At 69.7% G+C, this 22,897-nt stretch carries 20 protein-coding genes; 11 read left to right on the top strand and 9 right to left on the bottom strand.

Annotation, left to right across the window (positions count from 1 at the left end; all coding sequences use genetic code 11):
• Positions 1-28 precede the first annotated feature (28 nt).
• The gene (gene dnaE / locus DQP57_RS13355) at positions 29-3,568 is read left to right on the top strand and encodes a DNA polymerase III subunit alpha (protein WP_112633391.1); all 3,540 of its coding nucleotides are present in this window, start codon (positions 29-31) and stop codon (positions 3,566-3,568) included.
• A gap of 102 nt (positions 3,569-3,670) precedes the next feature.
• Here the strand turns inward: dnaE and DQP57_RS13350 are convergent, their stop codons facing one another.
• Both DQP57_RS13350 and DQP57_RS13345 read right to left on the bottom strand, forming a co-directional pair.
• Positions 3,671-4,612, bottom strand: a complete 942-nt coding sequence (locus tag DQP57_RS13350) for an MBL fold metallo-hydrolase (RefSeq protein ID WP_112633390.1) — start codon at positions 4,610-4,612, stop codon at positions 3,671-3,673.
• Positions 4,609-5,061 (bottom strand): PPOX class F420-dependent oxidoreductase, encoded by a 453-nt coding sequence (locus tag DQP57_RS13345; RefSeq protein ID WP_430919112.1) that lies wholly within the window; start codon positions 5,059-5,061, stop codon positions 4,609-4,611. Before DQP57_RS13345 ends, DQP57_RS13350 begins: the two co-directional genes overlap by 4 nt.
• A gap of 55 nt (positions 5,062-5,116) precedes the next feature.
• Here DQP57_RS13345 and DQP57_RS13340 point away from each other — a divergent pair, with 55 nt between their 5' ends.
• From DQP57_RS13340 to DQP57_RS13320, 5 genes are all read left to right on the top strand, one after another.
• Complete coding sequence (locus tag DQP57_RS13340; protein ID WP_112633389.1) at positions 5,117-5,518, top strand: helix-turn-helix domain-containing protein; 402 nt, start codon at positions 5,117-5,119, stop codon at positions 5,516-5,518.
• Complete coding sequence (locus DQP57_RS13335) at positions 5,515-5,991, top strand: VOC family protein (protein ID WP_112633388.1); 477 nt, start codon at positions 5,515-5,517, stop codon at positions 5,989-5,991. The genes DQP57_RS13340 and DQP57_RS13335 overlap by 4 nt, the downstream gene beginning before the upstream one ends.
• 97 nt (positions 5,992-6,088) lie before the next feature.
• On the top strand, positions 6,089-7,915 hold the full coding sequence (fadD11, locus tag DQP57_RS13330; RefSeq protein ID WP_112633387.1) for a fatty acid--CoA ligase FadD11: 1,827 nt from the start codon (positions 6,089-6,091) through the stop codon (positions 7,913-7,915).
• Positions 7,912-9,804: a lysophospholipid acyltransferase gene (locus tag DQP57_RS13325; protein ID WP_112633386.1), complete on the top strand. Its 1,893-nt coding sequence runs from the start codon at positions 7,912-7,914 to the stop codon at positions 9,802-9,804. Before fadD11 ends, DQP57_RS13325 begins: the two co-directional genes overlap by 4 nt.
• A gap of 119 nt (positions 9,805-9,923) precedes the next feature.
• Positions 9,924-10,709: a DUF6065 family protein gene (locus tag DQP57_RS13320; protein WP_112633385.1), complete on the top strand. Its 786-nt coding sequence runs from the start codon at positions 9,924-9,926 to the stop codon at positions 10,707-10,709.
• A 6-nt stretch (positions 10,710-10,715) separates the two neighbouring features.
• Here the strand turns inward: DQP57_RS13320 and DQP57_RS13315 are convergent, their stop codons facing one another.
• Both DQP57_RS13315 and DQP57_RS13310 read right to left on the bottom strand, forming a co-directional pair.
• Positions 10,716-12,185: an FAD-dependent oxidoreductase gene (locus DQP57_RS13315; protein WP_112633384.1), complete on the bottom strand. Its 1,470-nt coding sequence runs from the start codon at positions 12,183-12,185 to the stop codon at positions 10,716-10,718.
• A complete protein-coding gene (locus DQP57_RS13310; protein ID WP_112633383.1) occupies positions 12,182-12,568 on the bottom strand; it encodes a hypothetical protein in 387 nt (128 codons plus the stop codon). Before DQP57_RS13310 ends, DQP57_RS13315 begins: the two co-directional genes overlap by 4 nt.
• A gap of 96 nt (positions 12,569-12,664) precedes the next feature.
• Here DQP57_RS13310 and DQP57_RS13305 point away from each other — a divergent pair, with 96 nt between their 5' ends.
• The 4 genes from DQP57_RS13305 (at position 12,665) to DQP57_RS13290 (ending at position 15,974) form a co-directional block, all read left to right on the top strand.
• Positions 12,665-13,222, top strand: a complete 558-nt coding sequence (locus DQP57_RS13305) for a TetR/AcrR family transcriptional regulator (RefSeq protein WP_112633382.1) — start codon at positions 12,665-12,667, stop codon at positions 13,220-13,222.
• A 66-nt stretch (positions 13,223-13,288) separates the two neighbouring features.
• Positions 13,289-13,726, top strand: a complete 438-nt coding sequence (locus DQP57_RS13300) for a nitroreductase family deazaflavin-dependent oxidoreductase (RefSeq protein WP_112633381.1) — start codon at positions 13,289-13,291, stop codon at positions 13,724-13,726.
• Positions 13,727-13,764: 38 nt separating this feature from the next.
• A complete protein-coding gene (gene ilvA, locus DQP57_RS13295) occupies positions 13,765-15,048 on the top strand; it encodes a threonine ammonia-lyase (RefSeq protein ID WP_112633380.1) in 1,284 nt (427 codons plus the stop codon).
• 17 nt (positions 15,049-15,065) lie between these two features.
• A complete protein-coding gene (locus DQP57_RS13290; RefSeq protein WP_112633379.1) occupies positions 15,066-15,974 on the top strand; it encodes a phosphatase PAP2 family protein in 909 nt (302 codons plus the stop codon).
• Here DQP57_RS13290 and DQP57_RS13285 read toward each other — a convergent pair.
• Positions 15,954-16,625, bottom strand: a complete 672-nt coding sequence (locus tag DQP57_RS13285; protein ID WP_112633378.1) for a pyridoxamine 5'-phosphate oxidase family protein — start codon at positions 16,623-16,625, stop codon at positions 15,954-15,956. The two genes, DQP57_RS13290 and DQP57_RS13285, sit on opposite strands and share 21 nt — an antisense overlap.
• Positions 16,626-16,665: 40 nt before the next feature.
• Here DQP57_RS13285 and DQP57_RS13280 point away from each other — a divergent pair, with 40 nt between their 5' ends.
• Positions 16,666-17,994 (top strand): aminotransferase class I/II-fold pyridoxal phosphate-dependent enzyme, encoded by a 1,329-nt coding sequence (locus DQP57_RS13280; RefSeq protein WP_112633377.1) that lies wholly within the window; start codon positions 16,666-16,668, stop codon positions 17,992-17,994.
• A gap of 7 nt (positions 17,995-18,001) precedes the next feature.
• On the opposite strand, the gene DQP57_RS13275 is transcribed toward DQP57_RS13280, so the two are convergent.
• Genes DQP57_RS13275 through treY form a run of 4 tightly spaced genes read right to left on the bottom strand, consistent with a single transcriptional unit; the run spans position 18,002 to position 22,895 of the window.
• A complete protein-coding gene (locus DQP57_RS13275) occupies positions 18,002-18,181 on the bottom strand; it encodes a hypothetical protein (protein WP_112633376.1) in 180 nt (59 codons plus the stop codon).
• Between the two features lie 37 nt (positions 18,182-18,218).
• The gene (locus DQP57_RS13270; RefSeq protein ID WP_112633375.1) at positions 18,219-18,839 is read right to left on the bottom strand and encodes a mismatch-specific DNA-glycosylase; all 621 of its coding nucleotides are present in this window, start codon (positions 18,837-18,839) and stop codon (positions 18,219-18,221) included.
• 17 nt (positions 18,840-18,856) lie between these two features.
• Positions 18,857-20,602 (bottom strand): malto-oligosyltrehalose trehalohydrolase, encoded by a 1,746-nt coding sequence (gene treZ / locus DQP57_RS13265; protein WP_112633374.1) that lies wholly within the window; start codon positions 20,600-20,602, stop codon positions 18,857-18,859.
• The gene (treY, locus tag DQP57_RS13260) at positions 20,595-22,895 is read right to left on the bottom strand and encodes a malto-oligosyltrehalose synthase (protein ID WP_112633373.1); all 2,301 of its coding nucleotides are present in this window, start codon (positions 22,893-22,895) and stop codon (positions 20,595-20,597) included. Before treY ends, treZ begins: the two co-directional genes overlap by 8 nt.
• Positions 22,896-22,897: the final 2 nt, after the last annotated feature.

Below are 22,897 nucleotides of genomic sequence, written 5' to 3'. Positions count from 1 at the left end.
CGGTCCGCGGTCATAGACTGGCGTCCCTATGAACCACTCGTCCTTCGTGCACCTGCATAACCACACCGAGTATTCGATGTTGGACGGTGCCGCGAAGATCGGGCCGATGCTGGCCGAGGTGGACCGGCTGGGAATGCCCGCGGTCGGGATGACCGATCACGGAAACATGTTCGGCGCCAGCGAGTTCTACAACGCGGCGACCAAGGCCGGGATCAAGCCCATCATCGGCGTCGAGGCGTACATCGCGCCGGCCTCGCGCTTCGACACCCGGCGGATCCTGTGGGGTGACCCCGGCCAGAAGTCCGACGACGTGTCGGGCAGCGGCTCCTACACGCACATGACGATGATGGCCGAGAACGCCACCGGCCTGCGCAACCTGTTCAAGCTGTCCTCGCTGGCCTCGTTCGAGGGCCAGCTGGGCAAGTGGTCGCGGATGGACGCCGAGATCATCGCCGAACACGCCGAGGGCATCATCGCCACCACCGGCTGCCCCTCGGGCGAGGTGCAGACCCGGCTACGGCTGGGGCACGAGCGCGAGGCGCTGGAATCGGCCGCCAAGTGGCGCGAGATCTTCGGCGCCGACAACTACTTCCTGGAGCTGATGGACCACGGGCTGTCCATCGAGCAACGGGTCCGCGAAGGGCTGCTCGAGATCGGCCGCAAGCTGGGCATCCCGCCGCTGGCCACCAACGACTGCCACTACGTCACCCGCGACGCCGCCCACAACCACGAGGCGCTGCTGTGCGTGCAGACCGGCAAGACGCTGTCGGACCCCAACCGGTTCAAGTTCGACGGCGACGGCTACTACCTGAAGTCGGCCGCCGACATGCGCGAGATCTGGGACGACGAGGTTCCCGGCGCGTGTGACTCCACCCTGCTGATCGCCGAGCGGGTGCAGTCCTACGACGAGGTGTGGGCGCCGCGCGACCGGATGCCGATCTTCCCGGTCCCCGAGGGGCACGACCAGGCCAGCTGGCTGCACCACGAGGTGCTCGCCGGGCTGCAGCGCCGGTTCCCCTCCGGGGTGGGCCAGGACTACATCGACCGGGCCGAGTACGAGATCAAGGTCATCTGCGACAAGGGTTTCCCGTCCTACTTCCTGATCGTCGCCGACCTGATCAACTACGCGCGCTCGGTCGACATCCGGGTGGGTCCGGGCCGTGGCTCGGCGGCGGGCTCGTTGGTGGCCTACGCGCTGGGCATCACCAACATCGACCCGATTCCGCACGGTCTGCTGTTCGAGCGGTTCCTCAACCCCGAACGCCCGTCGGCGCCCGACATCGACATCGACTTCGACGACCGTCGTCGCGGCGAGATGGTGCGCTACGCGGCCGAGAAGTGGGGTTCGGACCGCGTCGCGCAGGTGATCACCTTCGGCACCATCAAAACCAAAGCCGCGCTGAAGGATTCGGCGCGCATCCACTACGGCCAGCCCGGATTCGCGATCGCCGACCGGATCACCAAGGCGCTGCCGCCGCCGATCATGGCGAAAGACATTCCGCTGTCGGGCATCACCGACCCGGCCCATGAGCGGTTCAAGGAGGCCGCCGAGGTCCGCGGCCTGATCGAAACCGATCCGGACGTGCGCACCATCTATCAGACCGCGCGGGGCCTGGAGGGCCTGATCCGCAACGCCGGCGTGCACGCGTGCGCGGTGATCATGAGCAGCGAGCCGCTGACCGAGGCCATCCCGCTGTGGAAGCGGCCCCAGGACGGGGCGATCATCACCGGCTGGGACTACCCGTCCTGCGAGGCCATCGGCCTGCTGAAGATGGACTTCCTGGGCCTGCGCAACCTGACGATCATCGGCGACGCGCTGGAAAACATCAAGTCCAACAGGGGAATTGACCTCGACCTGGAGTCGGTGCCGCTGGACGACAAGCCCACCTACGAGCTACTCGGCCGCGGCGACACCCTGGGCGTGTTCCAGCTCGACGGCGGGCCGATGCGAGATCTGTTGCGCCGCATGCAGCCCACCGAATTCAACGACATCGTCGCGGTGCTGGCGCTGTACCGTCCGGGCCCGATGGGCATGAACGCCCACAACGATTACGCCGACCGCAAGAACGGTCGCCAGGCGGTCAAGCCGATCCATCCGGAGCTGGAAGAGCCGCTGCGCGAGATCCTGGCCGAGACCTACGGCCTGATCGTCTACCAAGAGCAGATCATGTTCATCGCCCAGAAGGTCGCCTCCTACACGATGGGCAAGGCCGACGCGCTGCGCAAGGCGATGGGTAAGAAGAAACTCGAGGTCCTCGAGGCCGAGTACAAGGGCTTCTACGACGGCATGACCGCCAACGGCTTCTCCGAAAAAGCGGTGAAAGCCCTGTGGGACACCATCCTTCCGTTCGCCGGGTACGCGTTCAACAAGTCGCACGCGGCCGGCTACGGCCTGGTCTCCTATTGGACGGCCTACCTGAAGGCCAACTATCCGGCCGAGTACATGGCCGGCCTGCTGACGTCGGTGGGTGACGACAAGGACAAGGCCGCGGTCTACCTGGCCGACTGCCGCAAGCTCGGCATCACGGTGCTGCCGCCCGACGTCAACGAGTCCCTGGTGAACTTCGCCTCGGTGGGCCAGGACATCCGCTTCGGGCTGGGCGCGGTGCGCAACGTCGGCGCCAACGTGGTCGGCTCGCTGATCGGCACCCGCAACGGCAAGGGCAAGTTCACCGACTTCTCGGACTACCTGAACAAGATCGACGTGGCGGCCTGCAACAAGAAGGTCACCGAGTCGTTGATCAAGGCCGGCGCCTTCGACTCGCTGGGGCACGCCCGCAAGGGCCTGTTCCTGGTGCACACCGACGCGGTCGACTCGGTGCTGGGCACCAAGAAGGCCGAGGCCATGGGCCAGTTCGACCTGTTCGGCGGCGACGGCGATGGTGGCGGCATCGACTCCGTGTTCAACATCAAGGTGCCCGACGACGAGTGGGAGGACAAGCACAAGCTGGCCCTGGAGCGAGAAATGCTGGGGCTCTACGTGTCCGGGCACCCGCTCAACCAGGTGGCGCATCTGCTGACCGCCCAGGTCGACACCCAGATCCCGGCCATCCTCGACGGCGATGTCCCCAACGACACGCAGGTGCGGGTGGGCGGCATCCTCGCGTCGGTCAACCGGCGGGTCAACAAGAATGGGATGCCCTGGGCGTCGGCCCAATTGGAGGACCTCACCGGTGGCATCGAGGTGATGTTCTTCCCGCAGGCCTACTCCGTCTACGGGGCCGACATCGCCGACGACGTCGTGGTGCTGATCAAGGCGAAGGTGTCGCTGCGCGACGACCGCGTCGCGCTGATCGCCAACGAGCTTGTGGTGCCTGACTTTTCCAACGCCCAGCCGAACCGGCCGCTGGCGGTCAGCCTGCCGACGCGGCAGTGCACCATCGACAAGGTCACCGCGCTCAAGCAGGTGCTGGCCCGTCACCCCGGCACGGCGCAGGTGCACCTGCGGCTGATCAGCGGTGACCGGATCACGACGCTGGAACTGGATGCCTCCCTTCGGGTTACGCCGTCCCCGGCGCTGATGGGGGACCTCAAGGCGCTGCTCGGCCCCGGCTGCCTGGGCGGCTAGGCGGAGCGCCGGAGTGCCGGATCGCCAAACCTCCGCGAGTGTGAAATTAGCCGCACATTCGCGCCCCAACGTGAAGCTAGCCGCACACTCGAGCGCCACCGGCTACCCGGCCAACCGCAGCGCCGCCTGGTGGTCGTGGGTCGGGACGATCGTGACCGCATGGCGCGCCAGGTGCAGGCGGTGCAGGGTCTTGAAGGTCTGCTCGCGGTCCTCGTCCACCAAAACACCCGGGTAGCTTGATTTTTGGCGGACCTTCTCGATCTGCATGGCGTGCCAGGCCGCGTCGCCGGCGATCAGGATCCACCCGCGTGCGGTGTGGGCGAGCACCCCGACGCTGCCCGGGGTGTGCCCGGCGAGGTCGACCAGCAGCACGGAGCGGTCGCCGAAGAGGTCTCGGCTTCGGGTGAAGGTGAGCACCGGCGGACCGTCCAGTTCATAGTCGACAACGGCCCGGCCGCGCAACGAATCCCGCACGCCGCCGACGGGTGCGACGGGCCCGGCGCCGATCCAGTCGTGTTCGGTGCGGTGCAGGTGGACGGGCAGGCCCGGTAGGTCCAGCAGGCCCGAGACGTGGTCCCAGTGCGCGTGGGTGGGCAGCGCGAAATCCAATCGCGTCGCCTCGGGCAACCGACCCAGCGCGTTGATCGTCGGGACGGTGCCGGCGGGGGGACGGACGGCGACCCGGAGCACCGCGGGCAGTTGGGCGATCGCCCGTCTCTCGACGTCGACGCACACGGCGGGGTCGACGATGAAGGTGGCGTCCGGGTGACACACGACGAACGACGTCAGCGAGTTCTCGATGCGGGCCGGCGTGAAGACGCCCTCGACGATGGCCGCGGTCGGCACCGAGCGGGGCACCTGTGGTAGCGCGGTCACCGTCACCGTGCGCCCGGGCGTGGGCAGCCCGGCGTCGGTGATTGTGCGGATGAAGCGCTCGTCGGGCCGCCTCGGACGCATCATGCCGAACACCAGTCCCGTTGCGGCGCTGCAGCATTGGCGGATACCGGGCGAGCGGACGGGGTCGGCCACGGGTGCGTGCGTCATGGCAGTTCCACCCGCACGATCACGCTGTCCGGCCATACCCCGCGGTCGCGAGCGCGCCGCAGTTTCTCGCGGGCACACAGGTTTTGGTGCACGTTGGTCACGCCGGGAACCTTGATCAGCGGCACGATGTTCCATTGCCAGCCGTAGCGCCGGTGCAGCACGCGGTTGGCGCGTTCGGCCTCGGCGCCGGAGAGCACCGTGGCGTGCCCGGTCACCGTCGTCGCGCCCGGGCGCAACCGTCCCCGGTAGTCGCACGCCGCGAGTTCGACGTCACGACGCGCGGCCAGCCGCCGGGTCTTCGGGCCCACCTTGGTGCGGAACAGCAAGCCGCCGTCGTCGACGGCGAACCAGATCGGGGTGTCGACGGGCGTGCCGTCGCGGCGAAACGACCGCAGCAGCGCGTAGCGAGACTCGGCGAGTTCCGCGTATCGGGGGATGGTCATGACCATAGTCAAGGACTTAGAGTTGACTCGAAGTCAAGCCGTGGATTCTCGGGAGGTCGTGATGGCGCCAAGCCTGACGATCGGGGAAGTGGCGCGCCAGGCCGGGGTGGCCGCGACCGCGTTGCGCTACTACGAGCAGATCGGCCTGGTGCCCGAGCCGGCGCGGCTGGGCGGTCAGCGCCGCTATGACGACTCGGTTCTGGCCCGCCTCGAGGTGATCGCGCTGTGCAAGGCCGCCGGGTTCTCGCTGGAAGAGATCCAGTTGCTGTTCGCCGACGACGCGCCCGGGCGGCCGGTCAGCCGCGCGCTGGCCGAGGCCAAACTCGCCGAGATCGACGCGCAGATGGAGTCGCTGGCCCGCGCCCGGGCCGTCATCGAATGGGGGATGCGCTGCACGTGCCCCTCAATCGACGCCTGCACCTGTGGCATTCACCCACCCCACGCCGGCAAGGAGCCCGCATGACCCAGCAGCACCCCATCGCCGTGCAGAACTTCTCGCACATCTGCGTCGGCGTCTCCGACATCGAGGCCTCGCTGGCCTTCTACACCGGCGTGCTGGGCATGGACGTGGTGTTCGACGTCGAACTCGAGGGCGCCGGACTGGAATCGGTCACCGGCGGCGCCGCCCAGCGGGGCCGCATGATCGGCGGGCTGATCGGCGCGGCGATGGTGGAGCTGTTGTCGTTGGGCGCGGTGCCCGAGTGCCCGAGCGGCCCGCACCTGGGTTATACCAACATGTCGTTTCGCGTCGACGATCTGGACGCCGCCTACCAGACCGTCACGCGCCACCACCCGGGTGTGCGGGCCGACCCACCCGTCGACATCGGGGGAGTGCGAATGTTCTTCGTCTACGACCCCGATGGCACACCGATCGAGTTGGTCGAGCTGCCCGGCGGCGTGACGAGCACCGTGCAGCTGTGGCGCCCCGGGTCATGACCCGGCCCCCGGCGAAGTCACGCGATATGTTCCCTGCCCCTGTGCGCGGACGTAGGCTCACGAAGGCAGTGCTGATGCGGCGCCGAGGAGGACGGAAATGACGACAGCGCAGGCTCCCGCCACCCTATGCGAGGCTTTCCAGCGCACCGCGTCGATCGACCCGCAGGCCGTCGCGCTCCGGACGCCCGGCGGCGCCCAGACGCTGACGTGGCGCGAGCTCGCGGAGCAGGTGCGCATGGTCGCCGCCGGCCTGGCCGGTCTGGGGGTCCGGCGGGGCGACACGGTGTCGCTGATGATGGCCAACCGGATCGAGTTCTACCCGTTCGAGATCGGCGCCCAACACCTTGGGGCCACGTCGTTTTCGGTGTACAACACGTTGCCCGCCGAGCAGTTGACCTACCTGTTCGACAACGCCGGCACCAAGGTCGCGATCTGCGAGGAGCAGTATGTGGACCGCATTCGCGCCAGCGGTGCACCCATCGAGCACATCGTCTGCATCGACGGCTCGCCGCCCGGTACCATCTCGGTCGACGACGTGTATGCCGCCGCGCACAAGGATTTCGACTTCGAGGCGACGTGGCGGGCGGTACGACCCGACGATGTCGTCACGCTCATCTACACCTCCGGGACCACCGGAAACCCCAAGGGCGTGGAGATGACGCACGCCAGCCTGCTGTTCGAGGCCCGCGGGCTCGACGCCGTGCTCGGCAGCCGGTTCGGTGATCGAACCACGTCGTACCTGCCGTCGGCGCATATCGCCGACCGGATGATGGCGCTGTATCCCCTGGAGGTGTTCGGCACCCAGGTGACCACCGTCGACGACGCGCGCGCCGTGGCGGCGGCGCTGCCCGACGTGCGGCCCACGGTCTGGGCCGCGGTCCCGAGAGTGTGGGAAAAGCTCAAGGCCGCAATCGAATTCGTCATCGCCAGCGAGACCGACGACGTCAAACGCCAGGCGTTGTACTGGGCGATGTCGGTGGCCGACAGGCGCGCCGCCGCGCTGGTGTCCGGCGGCCCGGAGCCCGCCGAGCTGGCCGCCGAATGGGCCCGGGCCGACGAGCTCGTGCTGTCCAAGCTGCGCGAGCGGCTCGGGTTCGGCGAACTGCGCTGGGCGGTGTCCGGTGCCGCTCCGATTCCCAAGGAGACCCTGGCGTTCTTCGCGGGCATCGGCATCCCGATCAGCGAGGTCTGGGGCATGTCGGAGCTCAGTTGCGCTGCGAGCGTGGCGCATCCGGACGACACGCGACTGGGCACCGTCGGCAGGCTGCTGCCCGGCCTGGAGGGCAAGGTCGCCGAGGACGGCGAATACCTGATCCGCGGCCCGCTGGTGATGAAGGGCTACCGCAAGGAACCCGCGAAGACCGCCGAGGCGATCGACGCTGACGGCTGGCTGCACACCGGCGACATCATCGAGGTCGACGCCGACGGTTACCTGCGGATCGTCGACCGCAAGAAGGAGCTGATCATCAATGCGGCCGGAAAGAACATGTCCCCGGCCAACATTGAGAACGCCATCCTGGCCGCGTGTCCCATGGTCGGGGTGATGATGACCATCGGCGACGGGCGACCGTACAACACCGCGCTGATGGTCTTCGACGCCGACTCCGTCGGCCCGTACGCGGCCCAGCGCGGCCTGTCCGACGCCTCGCCCGCCGCCCTGGCGGCCGACCCAGAGGTCATCGCGCAGATCGCCGCCGGGGTGGCCGCGGGCAACGAGAAACTGTCCCGGGTGGAACAGATCAAACGCTTTCGGGTCCTGCCCACCGTGTGGGAACCCGGTGGTGACGAGATCACGCTGACGATGAAGCTCAAGCGCAAACCGATCTTGGCGAAATACGCCGAGGAGATCGAGCAGCTCTACGCGCCCGAATCGCATCCGGACGTGCACGAGCCCGCCGAAGCCGTCACGGTGCAGCCGGCATGACCGGGGGACCGGTGGGCACGGCCCGTGAAATCGGCCGCGCCGGGGTTCGAAAGCTGTTGCAGCGCACCGGCATTGTCGAGGAGTCGACGTCACCGCTGTCGACGGACCCGGCCGAGGTCGCCGACTTGCTCGGCGCGCCGTGGTACGACGAGCGGCTGGGCAAACTGGCGCATGAGCTCGGTCGCGATCTGGACGGCGTGCGCGCCGAGGCCGCCTGCTACCTGCGGGAGATGGCGCCCTCCCTCGACGAGCGGGCGGTGAAGGCCTGGCGCAGCTTCAGTTGCTGGCTGATGCGCGCCTACGACGTACTGACCGACGAGGACCAGATCGCCCAGCTGCGCAAGCTGGACCGCAAAGCCACACTGGCGTTTGCCTTTTCGCACCGCTCCTACCTGGATGGGCTGCTGTTGCCCGAGGTGATCCAGGCCAACCGGCTCTCGCCCGCGCTCACCTTCGGTGGCGCCAACCTCAATTTCTTCCCGATGGGCGCCTGGGCCAAGCGCACCGGAACCATCTTCATCCGGCGCCATACCAAGGACATTCCGGTCTACCGCTTCGTGCTGCGCGCCTATGCCGCGCAGCTGGTGCAAAACCACGCCAACCTGACCTGGTCCATCGAAGGCGGCCGGACCAGGACGGGTAAGCTGCGGCCCCCGGTGTTCGGGATTCTGCGCTACATCAGCGACGCCGTCGACGAAATCGACGGCCCCGAGGTGTATTTGGTGCCGACGTCGATCGTGTACGACCAGCTGCACGAGGTGGAGGCCATGACCACCGAGGCCTACGGCGCGACGAAACGGCCCGAGGACTTTCGCTTCCTGATCCGGCTGGCGCGACAGCAGGGCGAACGGCTGGGTCGCGCCTACCTCGACTTCGGTGAACCACTGCCGCTGCGCAAGCGCCTCGAGGAGCTGCGCGCGGAGGAGTCCGGCACCGGCACCGAAATCGAACGCATCGCGCTGGACGTCGAACACCGGATCAACCGCGCCACGCCCGTCACCCCGACCGCGGTGGTGAGCCTGGCGCTGCTGGGCGCCGACCGCTCGCTGTCCATCAGCGAGGTGCTGGCCACCGTGCGCCCGCTGGCGAGCTACATCGCGGCGCGCAACTGGAAGGTGGCCGGGGCCGCCGATCTGACGAACCGCTCGACCATCCGCTGGACGCTGCACCAGTTGGTCGCCTCCGGCGTGGTCAGCGTGTACGACGCCGGCACCGAACCGGTCTGGGGCATCGGGGCGGAGCAGCACCTGGTCGCCGCGTTCTACCGCAACGCCGCCATCCACATCGTGGTCGACCGCGCGATCGCCGAGACCGCGTTGCTGGCCGCCACCGAGGACGCCGAGGGTTCGGTCGACGGGCTGGTCCAGCCGACCGCAGTGCGCGACGAGGCGCTCAAACTGCGCGAGTTGCTGAAATTCGAGTTCTTGTTCTCCGCGCGAGCGCAATTCGAGAAGGAGCTCGCCGACGAGGTCCGCCTGCTCGGGCGGGTGGATGACACCAGCAAGGCGGCCAGCGCGGCCGACGTGCGCGGCCTGCTGGAAAAGGCCGACGTGCTGCTGGCGCACCTGGTGCTGCGCCCATTCCTCGACGCCTACCACATCGTCGCCGACCGGCTCGCCGACTACGACGACGAATCGTTCGACGAGGACGCGTTTCTCGCCGAATGCCTCGAGGTGGGCAAGCAATGGGAGCTGCAACGGAGGATCGCCAGCGCCGAGTCCAGATCGATGGAGTTGTTCAAGACAGCGCTGCGATTGGCCCGGCATCGTGAACTGGTCGACGGCGTCGAGGACCTGGACATCGCCCGGCGGCGCCGTGAGTTCGCCGAGGAGATCGCCGCGGCCGTCCGGCGGGTGAACACCATCGCGGAGCTGGCCAGGGCCCAGTGATCGTGCGTTCAGCGCGGGCGGTGCGGTTCACGGACCGTTAACGTGTGGTCGCGATAGTGCGTGGGCGACGTCGGTGAGGGTCGACGGTGTTCGATAGCGGCCGGTGAAGCGAGGATGCGATGAGTGAGGAATCGGGCGGGCGGTCCCGCCCGCTGATCGGGTATGTCACCCACGACATCGCGCCGCCGATCAGCCCCGCGCCGATCGGCCGGGAGTGGATGTCGGAGATACGCCAGGGCTGGCCGCACCGGTGCCTGCCGATGCTGATCGCCAACCAGAGCGGCTGGGAGGTGCGCAACCGCAGCGCGTTCACCGCGACGTGGATGGGCGGCAACGACCGCACCAACCTGATGATCGCCCCCGACACCCGCGACAGCGGCCAGTTCCTGCCGTCGAGTCACTTCGGCTACGGCATCCTGACCTGGCACCTGCCGATTCTGTTCCGCACCCCGCCGGGTTACAACCTGCTCGTCCGCGGGCCGGCCAACCATCCGAAGGACGCCATCTCCCCGCTGGAGGGAATCGTCGAAACCGATTGGTCCAGCTCGAGTTTCAGCATGAACTGGAAATTCACCCGCGAGTTCATGCCGGTGCGATTCGAGATCGACGAGCCCATCTGCATGATCGTGCCGCAACGCCGGGCCGAGCTGGAGGAGTTCGCGCCGGAGCTTCGGCCCATCGAATCCGACGAGGAGCTGCACCGCAAGCACGAGCACTTCCTGGGCTCGCGCGGGGCGCTGGGTCGCGAACAGGAAGCGGCGGGCGGCGCGCCCAACGAGAAGGTGCCGTGGCAGGGCGATTACACGCGCGGGCGGCACAGCGACGGAGAGCCCGGCGCCGACGACCACCAGACCCGCCGCCGACTGCGGCCGTTCGTCGCGCACGAATCGGAGAACGCGGACTAGCGCGAATCACCGCGCCCGCACGGGAAGTGCGGCGGGTGCCGCCGCCTGGGTGATCGCGTGGGGCGCCTGCGCCGAGGCGCCGGCCCACGCGATGTATCCGTCGGGACGCACCAACACGGCCGGGCCGCGGTCGGCCCGCTGCGCCTGCAGCATGGCGGGTGCCTCGACCGGGGCGGCACCGTATTCGCGGATGAAGACGTAGCCGCCGCCGCGCTGCAGGCGCGCCAACCGTCCCTCGACGAGGGGGATCGCGGCGGCCCGGGTGCCGACCAGTCCGCGCCGGCCGTACCGCAGCCCGGTACCCGCGAAACTGCCGGCCACGAAGTCCTGCACGGCGGGTATGCGAAGAAGGTTGGGGACCAACAGGTTACGCAGCCAGATGGCGGGTCGCCGGTGCAGCGTCGCGGCGCGGGCGATCATGCCGGACTGCACCAGCACCCGCTTGCCGATCGGATGGCGTTCGCTGTGGTAGGTGTCCAGGAGCGCGTCGTCGGCGCCGGAGAGCACCGCGTCGAGCTTCCAGGCCAGGTTCGCGGCGTCCTGGATGCCGGTGTTCATGCCCTGGCCGCCCATCGGGGAGTGCACGTGCGCGGCGTCACCGGCGAGGAACACCCGGTCGTGTCTATACCGGGCGACTTGCCTTTCGTCGCAATGGAATCGCGACTTCCAGCCGATCTCGGTCACGCCGAAATCGGTGCCCATGGCGCGGGCCAGGACATCGACGATCTCGGCGTCGTCGACGGGCGCGTCGTCGGGCAGCTGGTGGTCGCGGTCCCACACCAGGGCCCGGTACCACGAGCCGTCCTCGTCGTGGCGGTTATATGGCGCCAAAAATCCCAGGACGTCACCGGCGGTGCCCACCACCAACCCGCCCCGGGACGGGCCGTGGGCCAGCTTGACGTCGGCCAGCATCAGCGAGGTCAGCACCATCTTGCCGGGGAAGTCCGCGCCCAGCAGGGTGCGGACGGTGCTGTGCGCGCCGTCTGCGCCGATGACATACCGGGCCCGCCACGTCTGCCGGTGCGCGGGATCGTCGTCGCCCTTGGGGCGGGCGGTGACGGTGACGCCGTCGGCGTCCTGCGCGAGCGCGACCACCTCCACGCCGCGGCGGATGTCGGCGCCTTCGGTCACCGCGTAGCGGCGCAGCGCGGCGTCGACATTGGTCTGCGGGGTGATCAGGACGAACGGGTAGGCCGAGTCCAGCCGGGTCAGGTCGAGGCGGGCCTTGGCGAACAGCGTCACGTCCGGGCCTCGCTGCCCGACCGCGAGTAGCTCGTCGGCCGCGCCGCGGGCGTCGAGGACCTCCAGGGTTCGCGGCATCACGGCGAACGCGCGGCTGGTCGGGTTCTCGGCGGCCCAGCGCTCCAGCACGGTCACCGCCCGCCCGGCGCGGGCCAGGTCACCCGCGGCGGTCAGACCCGTGGGGCCGGCCCCGACCACCAGGACGTCGACCTCGTGAACGGCGGTTGTGGTCATCGGATCGCTCCTTCCGGTTCGGGGTACCAGCGACGGATGTCGCCGGGGGTGGATTGCGCGGCCCGGTTGAAGACGAAGCGGCAACCGGGCTGGGTGGTGTGCGCGATGTTGACGATCGACTCGAACAGCAGGGTGTTGCCGGGCACCAGGCGGATGCCGGCGCCGATCAACACCGCGTCGTAGCGCTTGGCGCGCAGCCACTCACCGGCCTTGTCGGCGCCGGCGACGCCGACGTCGATCAGGCAGTTGTCGACCTGGTAGCCCGCGGCGCGCAGACCCGCGACGTTGGCGTCGTTCGACAGGCCGCGGAACTGGGCGAACTCCGGCGACGAGTAGTCGATCGCGCCGGGGTCGAGCCCGATCTGGATGACGGTCACGGTCATGTCTGCGCCTCCTCGGCCACCCGATTCAACAACTGTTGAAATCAACGTAAGCCCGGCCGCTGGCGATGTCAACAGTTGTTGAACTAGAATTTCGGCATGCCCGGTAAAACCCGCGACGGCAAGGTCACCCGCGCGACGATCCTGAGCGCCGCGCGGACCCTGTTCTCTGCCCACGGCTTCGAGCGGACCACCATCCGCGCGGTCGCGGCCGAGGCCGGTGTCGACCCGGCGCTGGTCATGCACTACTTCGGCAACAAGGCCGACCTGTTCGCCGCGGTCTCGCGGCTCGACATCACCTTTCCCGACCTCACCGGGGTCGCCCCGGAACGCATCGCCGACATCCTGGTGCCGTTCCTCATCCGGGTGTGGGACCCGGCCGGGTCGTTCCTGCCGCTGCTGCGCGCGGCCGCCACCAACCGGACCGCCGCCGACGCCCTGCTGGAGGTGTTCGTCGACAAGGTCGCCCCGGCGTTGGCCACCGTCACCCCCGACCGGGCCGCCGAGCGGACCGCGATGGTGGGATCGCAGGTGTTGGGAATCGCTATGGCGCGCAACGTCGTTGGGGTGCCCGCGCTGGTCGCGATGGACGACGCGACGCTGACCGAATGGCTGCGCCCGGTGCTGGCGCACTACCTCACCGGCGCGGCGCCGTGATCGCGCCGCATGGGGCCACTGCGCTGAGCCGACGGGACCGGCGAATCCGCGCCTAAAGTTGATGCCATGCCGCTTACCGGAGAATACGAACCGTCGCCATGGGATTGGTCTCGCGAGCAAGCCGACAAATACGCCGAGTCGGGGGGAGCCGAGGCCGCCGACATGAAGGGCAAGCCGATCATCCTGCTGACGACGGTGGGCGCCAAGACCGGCAAGCTGCGCAAGACGCCGCTGATGCGCGTCGAACATGACGGCCAGTACGCGGTGGTCGCCTCGTTGGGCGGGGCGCCGAAAAACCCGGTCTGGTACCACAACATCAAGAAGAACCCCCGCGTCGAGCTGCAGGACGGCTCGGTGACCCGCGATTACGACGCCCGCGAGGTCTTCGGCGAGGAGAAGGCGACCTGGTGGGAGCGCGCCGTACAAGCGTGGCCCGACTACGCCGAGTACCAGACCAAGACGGACCGCCAGATCCCGGTGTTCGTGCTGACCCCGGTCGACTGAATTCCGGAGTTGGTCGGCTGTCGTGGCACCATTGATCAGTGTCCGCCGAATTGAGCCAGAGTCCGAGCGTCTCGCCGCTGTCCGCGGCTGACATCGACGGCGCGGCCAAGCGGATCGCCGCGGTGGTCACGCCCACCCCGTTGCAGTTCAGCGACCGGTTGTCGGCGATCACCGGCGCGCAGGTCTACCTCAAGCGCGAGGACCTGCAGATCGTGCGCTCCTACAAGCTGCGCGGCGCCTACAACCTGCTGGTCCAGCTGTCCGAGGCGGAGCTGGCCGCCGGCGTGGTGTGTTCGTCGGCGGGCAACCACGCGCAGGGCTTCGCCTACGCGTGCCGGATGTTGCAGGTGCACGGCCGCGTCTATGTGCCGGCCAAGACGCCCATGCAGAAGCGCGACCGGATCCGTTACCACGGCGGCGACTTCATCGACCTGATCGTCGGCGGCAGCACCTACGACCTGGCCGCCGAGGCGGCCCTGGCCGACGTGGCAAGCACCGGCGCCACACTGGTGCCGCCCTATGACGATCTGCGCACCATGGCTGGTCAGGGCACCATCGCCGCCGAACTGCTCGATCAGCTCGACCAGGAGCCGGACCTGGTGGTGGTCCCGGTCGGCGGCGGCGGCTGCATCGCCGGCATCACCACCTACCTCGCCGAACGGACGAGCAACACCTCGGTGCTGGGCGTCGAGCCGGCCGGCGCCGCGGCGATGATGGCCGCGCTGTCGGCCGGGGAGCCGGTGACGCTGGACGACGTCGACCAGTTCGTCGACGGCGCCGCGGTCCGACGCGCCGGCGACCTGACCTACGCCGCGCTGGCGGCCGCCGGCGACATGGTCTCGATCACCGCGGTCGACGAGGGCGCGGTGTGCACCGCGATGCTGGACCTGTATCAGAACGAGGGCATCATCGCCGAGCCCGCGGGCGCGCTGGCCGTCACCGGATTGCTGGACGCCGACATCGAGCCCGGATCGACGGTGGTGTGCCTGATCTCGGGCGGCAACAACGACGTGTCGCGCTACGGCGAAGTGCTCGAGCGTTCGCTGGTGCACCTCGGCCTCAAGCACTACTTCCTGGTGGACTTCCCCCAGGAGCCCGGCGCGCTGCGCCGCTTCCTCGACACCGTGCTCGGACCGAACGACGACATCACCCTGTTCGAGTACGTCAAGCGCAACAACCGGGAGACCGGCGAGGCGCTGGTCGGCATCCAGTTGGGATCCTCGGCCGACCTGGACGGCCTGCTGGCCCGGATGCGCGCCACCGAGCTGCATGTCGAGACCCTGAAACCGGGGTCGCCGGCCTACCGCTACCTGTTGCTCTAACTCCCGGACCGCGATAGATGCACGAGCCGTATGGATCCGGTACCAGCGGTTTCGGCCTGGTCAGCGCCGGCTTGGCGGCGTGCCTCCTGCTGCTGGCGTGGGCGGCGATATGGATCGCGCGGCGTGGGCCCCGGGTGGCCCGGGTGTGGCGGCGGGTGTCCGACAACGCCGCGATCGGCGAGGCGTTGACCTGGGTGCGCGACCGGATCGGCGCCGGGGAGGGGGCGCTGGCGCGTCGGTTGCGGGGCAGCGAGGTCGCCGCTGTGGCGTTGCTGGTGGGGCTGGTCGTGGTCGTGGCGCTGGCGGTCGGCTTCACCGAGGTGCTCGACGACGTGCTCGAGGGCGACGGCATCGCCGGATTCGACCGGCCCGCCACGAGATGGCTGGCGACCCACCGCGATCTGTGGCTGACCGGCGTCCTGCGGGTGGTCACCGTCGCGGGCAGTCCGCTTTTTCTGGCCGCGGTCGCCTTGCCGATCTCCGTCGTTGCCGGTTGGCGGTGCGGGTCGTGGCGGCCCGTGGTGCTCGCCCTGGCCGCCGGCGTGGGCATCCCGGTCGTGCTGTTCACGGCCAAGGTGTTGGTGGGCCGGCAACGCCCGTCCCTACCGTTCGCCCTCATCGACGCGGACGGGTATTCGTTTCCCTCCGGACACGCGACCGGCACCGCCGCGAGCATGGTCATCGCCGCGTGGCTGCTCACCCGCTGGCTCGTCCCGTGGTGGGCCGGGCGCGTGGCGGTATGGGCGCTCGCGACCGCCGTGACGTTCGTCGTCGGGTTTTCCCGCGTCTATCTGGGAGTCCATTACATCAGCGACGTGCTGTCCGGCTGGTTGCTGGGGATGGCCTGGGCCGGCACCGTCATGCTCGTCGGGTCCTGGTGGGACAACACCCGACGCGCGCGCGGCTCAGCGGCGATACCCCCGTAAGTACGGGGGCACCGCCGTGCCGAGGGGCAGGTCGTCGGCCGGCGCCGGCGGCCCGGCCGTCAGGCTCAGCGGCACCACGCCCGCCCAATGGGGCAGCGCGAGGTCCTGCGGATCGTCAGCCGGTGGCCCGCTGCGCACCTTCGCCGACACCTCGAGGAGGTCGAGCGCGAGCACCCCGGTCGCGGCGAGCTCGCGGGCATCGGGGGCGCGGCAGTCGGCGGCGCGCCCCGCCGCGATGTGATCGAGCAGGCCGTCCAGCGCCCGCGACTTCTCCGCCGGATCGTCGACCACGCGCGCGTCACCCAGCACCACCACCGAGCGGAAGTTCACCGAGTGCTGCATCGCCGAGCGGGCCAGCACCAGGCCGTCGACCAGGGTCACGGTGACGCAGACCGGCAGCCCCGATCCCGCGGCTGTGGCCGCCTTCGCCGCCAGCACCGGGCCGCCGCCGGTCGACCCGTGCAGGTAGAGCGTTTCGTCGAGCCGGGCGTGCGTGGTGGGCAAGACCACCGGGCGGCCGGCGCTCAGGTAGCCCAGATGGCAGATCAGCGCCTCATCGAGGATGCCGTGCACGGTGCGCCGGTCGTAGTGCGCGCGCTCCCGGTAGCGGGTCGGGGTGGTGCGTGTGGTCGGTGGGTATGCGGTGTCCACGGCGTGGCCCTTACATTTGTTCTAGTACATACTATATTGCGTGCCAGTACAAAACAGCATAACCGGAACGGGCGCGGAGTCCATAGCCGCCAGCATCGAGGCGGCGATCTCGGGCGGTTCCCTGGCGCCCGGGGATGCGCTACCGCCGGTGCGCGAGTTGGCCGCACAGCTCGGCGTCAACGCCAATACCGCCGCCGCGGCCTACCGCCTGCTGCGTCACCGCGGGGCCGTCGAGACCGCCGGTCGGCGCGGCACCCGCGTGCGCCATCGCCCCGCGACCACGCCACGCTCGCTGCTCGGCCTGGACGTGCCCGCCGGCGTGCGCGACCTGTCGACCGGGAATCCGCACCCGGCACTGCTGCCCATCGCGGGCGCCGTGCCGCCCGGCCCGGGTGCGGACCCGCCAGTGCTCTACGGCGAGCCGGCCGTCTCGCCGGCGCTGGCAGAGTTCGCCGCCCGCGCGCTATCCGCCGATGGGATCCCCGCCGACCACCTGGCGGTGACCAGCGGCGCGCTGGACGGCATCGAACGCGCGCTCACCGCGCATCTGCGCCCCGGCGATCGCGTCGCCGTCGAGGACCCGGGCTGGGCCAACCTCCTCGATCTCCTTGCCGCGCTGGGCCTTTCGGCCGAACCGGTGCGCGTCGACGACGACGGTCCGCTGGCCGACGACCTGGCCCGGGCGCTGGGCGCCGGGGTGCGTGCGCTGGTGCTCACCAACCGCGCCCAAAACCCCACGGGCGCCGCGCTTTCGGCGGAGCGCGCCGACGCCCTGGGCGGGCTGTTGGCGCGGCGGGCCGAGGATCTGCTGGTGGTCGAGGACGACCACTGCGCCGGCATTTCCGGGGCGCCGCTGCACACCCTGGCCGGCCACACCGCCCATTGGGCGTTCGTCCGCTCGGCGTCCAAGGCCTACGGCCCCGACCTGCGGGTGGCCGTGCTCACCGGCGACCACCGCACCGTCGAGCGGGTGCACGGCCGGCTGCGGCTCGGGCCCGGTTGGGTGAGCCACCTCCTGCAGCGCATGGCCGTCGGCTTGTGGTCCGACCCCGCGGCGGCGGAGCTGGTGGCAACCGCCGAGCGCCGCTACGCCGACAGCCGAATCCGGCTGTGCGACGCCCTGGCCCGGCGCGGCATCGACGCGCATGGGCGCTCCGGGCTCAACGTGTGGGTGCCGGTTCCCGACGAGGCGGTCGCGGTGTCGCGCCTGATGGGCGCCGGCTGGGCGGCCGCACCGGGCAGCCGGTTCCGGATGCACACGCCGGCGGGCATCCGCATCACCATTTCCGAGCTGAGCGCCGCTGAGATCGATCCACTTGCGGACGCGGTCGCCCGCGCGGTGCGCCCGGCCGGCCGGACCATCGTGTAACCGCAGCTCACGCGCCCTCGTCGTCGTCGGTGCCGGGCCCGGGACCCCTCCACAACAGCTCGACGCTGGGATACGGCGGCATGTCGTGGCGCACGGTGTGGCGGCCCGACGGCGGCTTGGCGGTGCGGTGGCTCGGCTTGCGCCGGCAGATGCGCCGCAGGGGATGACCGAATTCCGATTGACTCATGGCGGCATCATCGGGGGTGAGCCCGCCGGGCCGCTATTCAGTTATCCACAGCCCGCTCGGGCCGGGAGAATCGCGACGACGAACTCGCAAGGATTCCGGCGGCCTGGGCAACTTCGCCGTACGCGGCCGTCAGGCTCGACAACGTCGAATGCGCGTTGCGGCCACTGGGATTGGGAACCACCCACAGTTCGGTGGCGCCATACGGCGACGGCCGCTTGCCCGCCTGGGCGCGGCGCTGACCGAAAGCGGCCCGGTACGCGGTGATGCCGAGGACCGCGACGACACGCGGCGAGAACTGTTCCACCATCCGGTCCAGTTTCCGTCTGCCGTTGATCAGTTCGGCGGCGGTGAGCTCGTCCGCGCCCGCGGTCGCCCTGTCGACCAGGTTGGTGATGCCGATCCCGCGCCGCACAAGGTATTTCCAGTCGTCCGGCGCAAACCCCGACGAGGCGTCGATCAAGTGATCGGTGATGCCGGCACGATAGAGCGCCGGCCAGAACCGATTGCCGCGAGGCGCGAAATGTGCTTGTACCGCAGCGGTTCTCAGGCCGGGATTGATGCCCACGAACAACAGTCGGACCTGGTCGGAGATCAGGTCGGGCACGGTGCTGCCGTGGAATCGCTTCAGCTCCTCCCGGGTGAAGCGGAGCTCATCCATGGTGCAACGACGCATGATCAGCCGGGGCCACCCGCGCTCCGCAGTATCGCGAACGAATGCCCGGGCAACTCGGTCTCGTCGGGGTGAACCGCCGGGTCGTCCCAGGCCAGCACCACCTCACCGCTGACCGGGACCCGCACCCGCTCGGCGCCCAGGTTGCACGCGATGCGCAGCCGCCCGCGCGAGACGACGATCCAGCCCTGGCCCTCGTCGTAGTCCACGGTCAGGTTTTCCAGCCAGGGGTCGGCCAGGTCGGGGTGGTCGCGCCGCAGCGCGATCAGGTCGCGGTAGAGGCGGTGCAGCCGGGCGTGCTCGCCGGTGTCGACCTCGGCCCAATCCAGCTTGGAGTTGGTGAACGTCCGCGGGTCCTGCGGGTCGGGGATCTCGTCGGCGTCCCAGCCGTGTTCGGCGAACTCGGCCTTGCGCCCCTCGGCGGTGGCCTTCGCCAGTTCCGGTTCGGGGTGCGAGCTGAAGAACTGGAACGGGGTCGACGCCGCATATTCCTCGCCCATGAAAAGCATTGCGGTATAAGGAGTCCCAAGGACGAGCGCGGCCTTGATCGCCAGCTGGCCGACGGTCAGGTTCTGCGACGGCCGGTCGCCCAGGGCCCGATTGCCGACCTGATCGTGCGTGCAGGTGTAGGCGACCAGCCGGGTGGCCGGGATGCCCGATTGCGGGCTGGTGTCCAGCGGCCGGCCGTGGCGGCGACGCCGGAACGACGAATAGGTGGCGGCGTGAAAGAAGCCGTGGCGCAACGTCTGCGCCAGGGTGGCCAGGCTGCCGAAGTCGGCGTAATAGCCCTGGCGCTCGCCGGAGACCGCGGTGTGGATGGCGTGATGGATGTCGTCGGCCCACTGCCCGGTCAGGCCGTAGCCGCCGCGCTCGCGCGCGGTGATCAGCCGTGGGTCGTTCAGGTCGCTCTCGGCGATCAGCGACAGCGGTCGCCCCAATTGCTGTGCCAGCCAGTCCGTTTCGGTGGCGAGCTCCTCGAGGATGTGGATCGCGGTCGTGTCCACCAGCGCGTGCACGGCGTCCAGTCGCAGGCCGTCGGCATGGAAATCGCGCATCCAGCGCAGCGCGCAGCCGATGATGTAGCGGCGCACCTCGTCGGAATCGGCATCGGCGATGTTGATGCCCTCGCCCCACGGGTTGCTCGCCGACGACAGGTAGGGCCCGTAGCGCGGCAGGTAATTGCCCGACGGGCCGAGGTGATTGAACACCGCGTCGATCAACACTCCCAGGCCCCTGCCATGGCAGGCATCGACGAAGCGCACCAATCCGTCGGGACCCCCGTAGGGCTCGTGCACGCTGTACCACAGCACGCCGTCGTATCCCCAACCATGGGTTCCGGCAAAGGAATTCACCGGCATCAGCTCGACGAAGTCGACGCCGAGATCGACCAGGTAGTCCAGCTTGTCGATGGCGGCATCGAAGGTGCCCGCCTCGGTGAACGTGCCCAGGTGCAGCTCGTAGATCACCGCGCCCTCGACCGGGCGGCCGGCCCACCCGCTATCGGTCCACCGCGCGGCGGCCGGATCCCACAGCTGCGAGCGGGCGTGCACGCCCTCGGGCTGGCGCGCCGAGCGCGGGTCGGGCAGGACGGTGGGGTCGTCGTCGAGCAGATAGCCGTAGCGGGCGTCCGGGGCGGCGTCCACGGTCGTATGCCACCAACCGTCGGCCGAGTGCGTCATGGCGTGGGTCTGGCCGTCGACGTCGAGGCGAACCAGCGCGGGTTTGGGCGCCCAGACCCGGAATTCAGTCATGATGGCGTTCCAGCAGCACGACGGGCAGGTCGGCGAACAGTTGGGCCGCCGACGTGGGGCCGTCGGCGATCGCCCCGGTGAGCGCGTCCTTCCAGGTGCCGTCCGGCAGCGGCAGCACCGTGTTACCCCAGCCGGCTTCGGCCAGCCGCACGGTCCAGCGGGTCACCGCCACCACGATGTCCTCGCCGCGGCGAAACGCCAGCACGTGATCGCCGGCGTCGCCGTCGGCCAGGATGGGTACGTAGGCGCCGTGCAGGAAGGTGTCCGGATGGTCACGGCGCACGCGGAGCGCGGTGGTGACGACGCGGATCTTCGGATGCTCCAGCGCCCGCAGGGCGGCGCGCCGTGCCGAGTAGTCGACGGCCCGGCGATTGTCGGGATCGACCAGGCTGTCGTCCCACAGCTCGGTGCCCTGGTACACGTCGGGAATCCCGGGCACCGTCAGCGCCAGCAGCTTCTGGGCCAGCGCGTCGCTGGCGGCATGCGGATTAAGTTGGGCGACAAGCTCGGTCAGCTGGCCCGCCACCGGGCCGTCGAGCACGGTGTCCAGCCACCGGTGCACCGCGTCCTCGAATGCGGTGTCCGGGTCGTTCCACGAGGTGTGCCAGGCCGCTTCGCGGATGGCCTTCTCGGCGTAGGCGTGCAGGCGCTCGCGCAGCTCGGCGGTGACCTCGCCGTTGACCGGCCATACACCGAAGATGTTCTGCCACAAGAACTGTCCGGTCGCCGGGTCGGGGGACGGCGCCTTGATCTCCCAGCGGGCGAGGAACTCGGTCCACAGCGACGGCACCTGCGACAGCACCGAGATGCGGGCGCGCACATCCTCACCCCGCTTGGTGTCGTGGGTGGTCAGCGTCGTCATGGCCTGGGGCCACAGCCGGGCGCGGGTGGCGGCGCTGTGGTGGAACTCGGCGGCGCCGACGCCGAAGCGGTGCGGCTCGCCGCCCACCTCGTTCAGCGAGACCAGCCGGGCGTCGCGGTAGAACAAGCAGTCCTCGACGGCCTTGGCGGTGACGGCGCCGCACAGCTGCTGCAGGCGCGTCGCCGGCTCACCGCCGCGGGCCAGCGCCGCGGCCAGCACCTGCAGCGCCGGACCCAATTCCGGTGCGCCCGCCTGGGTTTCGGCCAGCGCGGTGGGCAGCAGCGCGACCAGGCCGGGGTAGTCGCAGCGGTAGACCCCGATGTGGGTGAGCAGCGCGGCCACCGCCTCGGGCAGCTGCGGGTGGTCGACGCCTGCGGTGGCCGCGATGCTGCGGCGCAACCGGCGTAGCTCGCTCGCCAAGGTGTCGGTGGCCGAACGGGTCTTGAGGTCCGCCAGCATGTCCGGCATCGCCTGGTAATCCACCCCGGCGGATTCCACCAGCGCCGTCAGCGCCGGGGCGCCGTCGGGATCCACCAGAACACCGCCGATTTCGCGCAACACGTCATAACCGGTGGTGCCCCCGACCGGCAGGGTGGGCTCGAGCGCCTCGTCGACGGCCAGGATCTTCTCGATCACGATCCAGGCGTCGGGGCCGGTCAATTCGCGCAGCCACGCCAGGTATCCGCACGGGTCCGACAGGCCGTCGGGGTGGTCGATGCGGATGCCGTCGACCAGGCCCTCGGTGAACCACCGGGCGACCTCGGCGTGGGTGGCGTCGAAGACGGCGCGATCCTCCTGGCGCAACCCGGCCAGCGAGGTGATCGAGAAGAAGCGGCGGTAGCCGCACACGCCGTTTCGCCAGCCGACCAGGCGGTAGTGCTGGCGGTCGTGCACCTCGGGGCCGGTGCCGGCCGCTGTGCCGGGCGCGATCGGCAGCGCCAGGTCGCCCAGCCGCAGCAGGTCGCCGTCGACGGTGAGGTCGGCGGCGTCGTCGTCGGACCCCAGCACCGGCAGTACGATGCGGCCGTCGTCGTCGAGGTCCCAGTCGATGTCGAAATACGTTGCGTAGGGCGAGGAACGGCCGTTGCGCAAGACGTCCCACCACCACGGGTTCTGCTGGGGCACGTCGATGCCCACGTGGTTGGGCACGATGTCGACGATCAGGCCCATGCCGCGTTCTCGCGCGGCCGCCGACAACCGCGCCAACCCCTCGCGGCCGCCGATCTCGGGGGACACCGTCGTCGGGTCGGTGACGTCGTAGCCGTGGCTCGATCCCGCCGCCGCGGTCATGATGGGGGACAGATACAGGTGCGACACCCCGAGGTCGTTCAGGTAGTCGAGCAGGTTTTCGGCGTCGGCGAAGGTGAACGCGAACCCACTGGATTCACCACGTAGTTGCAGCCGGTAGGTGGAGATGACGGGTAATGCCATGC

Origin of the sequence: Mycobacterium colombiense, from assembly GCF_003284935.1 — a bacterium.
In the GTDB taxonomy this organism is placed as follows: Bacteria; Actinomycetota; Actinomycetes; order Mycobacteriales; family Mycobacteriaceae; genus Mycobacterium; species Mycobacterium arosiense_A.
The sequence above is the reverse complement of the archived record's forward strand: the minus strand, read 5'-3'. Positions and strand labels throughout refer to the sequence as shown.

What these genes read in the sequence shown, in the direction of transcription:
- DQP57_RS13325 (WP_112633386.1), top strand. Translation starts at nt 7,912, where the DNA reads ATGACCGGGGGACCGGTGGGCACGGCCCGTGAAATCGGCCGCGCCGGG.
- treZ (WP_112633374.1), bottom strand. Translation starts at nt 20,602, where the DNA reads ATGACTGAATTCCGGGTCTGGGCGCCCAAACCCGCGCTGGTTCGCCTC.
- DQP57_RS13340 (WP_112633389.1), top strand. Translation starts at nt 5,117, where the DNA reads ATGGCGCCAAGCCTGACGATCGGGGAAGTGGCGCGCCAGGCCGGGGTG.
- DQP57_RS13315 (WP_112633384.1), bottom strand. Translation starts at nt 12,185, where the DNA reads ATGACCACAACCGCCGTTCACGAGGTCGACGTCCTGGTGGTCGGGGCC.
- DQP57_RS13310 (WP_112633383.1), bottom strand. Translation starts at nt 12,568, where the DNA reads ATGACCGTGACCGTCATCCAGATCGGGCTCGACCCCGGCGCGATCGAC.
- DQP57_RS13350 (WP_112633390.1), bottom strand. Translation starts at nt 4,612, where the DNA reads ATGACGCACGCACCCGTGGCCGACCCCGTCCGCTCGCCCGGTATCCGC.
- DQP57_RS13300 (WP_112633381.1), top strand. Translation starts at nt 13,289, where the DNA reads ATGCCGCTTACCGGAGAATACGAACCGTCGCCATGGGATTGGTCTCGC.
- treY (WP_112633373.1), bottom strand. Translation starts at nt 22,895, where the DNA reads ATGGCATTACCCGTCATCTCCACCTACCGGCTGCAACTACGTGGTGAA.
- DQP57_RS13290 (WP_112633379.1), top strand. Translation starts at nt 15,066, where the DNA reads ATGCACGAGCCGTATGGATCCGGTACCAGCGGTTTCGGCCTGGTCAGC.
- DQP57_RS13305 (WP_112633382.1), top strand. Translation starts at nt 12,665, where the DNA reads ATGCCCGGTAAAACCCGCGACGGCAAGGTCACCCGCGCGACGATCCTG.
- DQP57_RS13335 (WP_112633388.1), top strand. Translation starts at nt 5,515, where the DNA reads ATGACCCAGCAGCACCCCATCGCCGTGCAGAACTTCTCGCACATCTGC.
- DQP57_RS13345 (WP_430919112.1), bottom strand. Translation starts at nt 5,061, where the DNA reads ATGGTCATGACCATCCCCCGATACGCGGAACTCGCCGAGTCTCGCTAC.
- dnaE (WP_112633391.1), top strand. Translation starts at nt 29, where the DNA reads ATGAACCACTCGTCCTTCGTGCACCTGCATAACCACACCGAGTATTCG.
- fadD11 (WP_112633387.1), top strand. Translation starts at nt 6,089, where the DNA reads ATGACGACAGCGCAGGCTCCCGCCACCCTATGCGAGGCTTTCCAGCGC.
- DQP57_RS13270 (WP_112633375.1), bottom strand. Translation starts at nt 18,839, where the DNA reads ATGGATGAGCTCCGCTTCACCCGGGAGGAGCTGAAGCGATTCCACGGC.
- DQP57_RS13320 (WP_112633385.1), top strand. Translation starts at nt 9,924, where the DNA reads ATGAGTGAGGAATCGGGCGGGCGGTCCCGCCCGCTGATCGGGTATGTC.
- DQP57_RS13275 (WP_112633376.1), bottom strand. Translation starts at nt 18,181, where the DNA reads ATGAGTCAATCGGAATTCGGTCATCCCCTGCGGCGCATCTGCCGGCGC.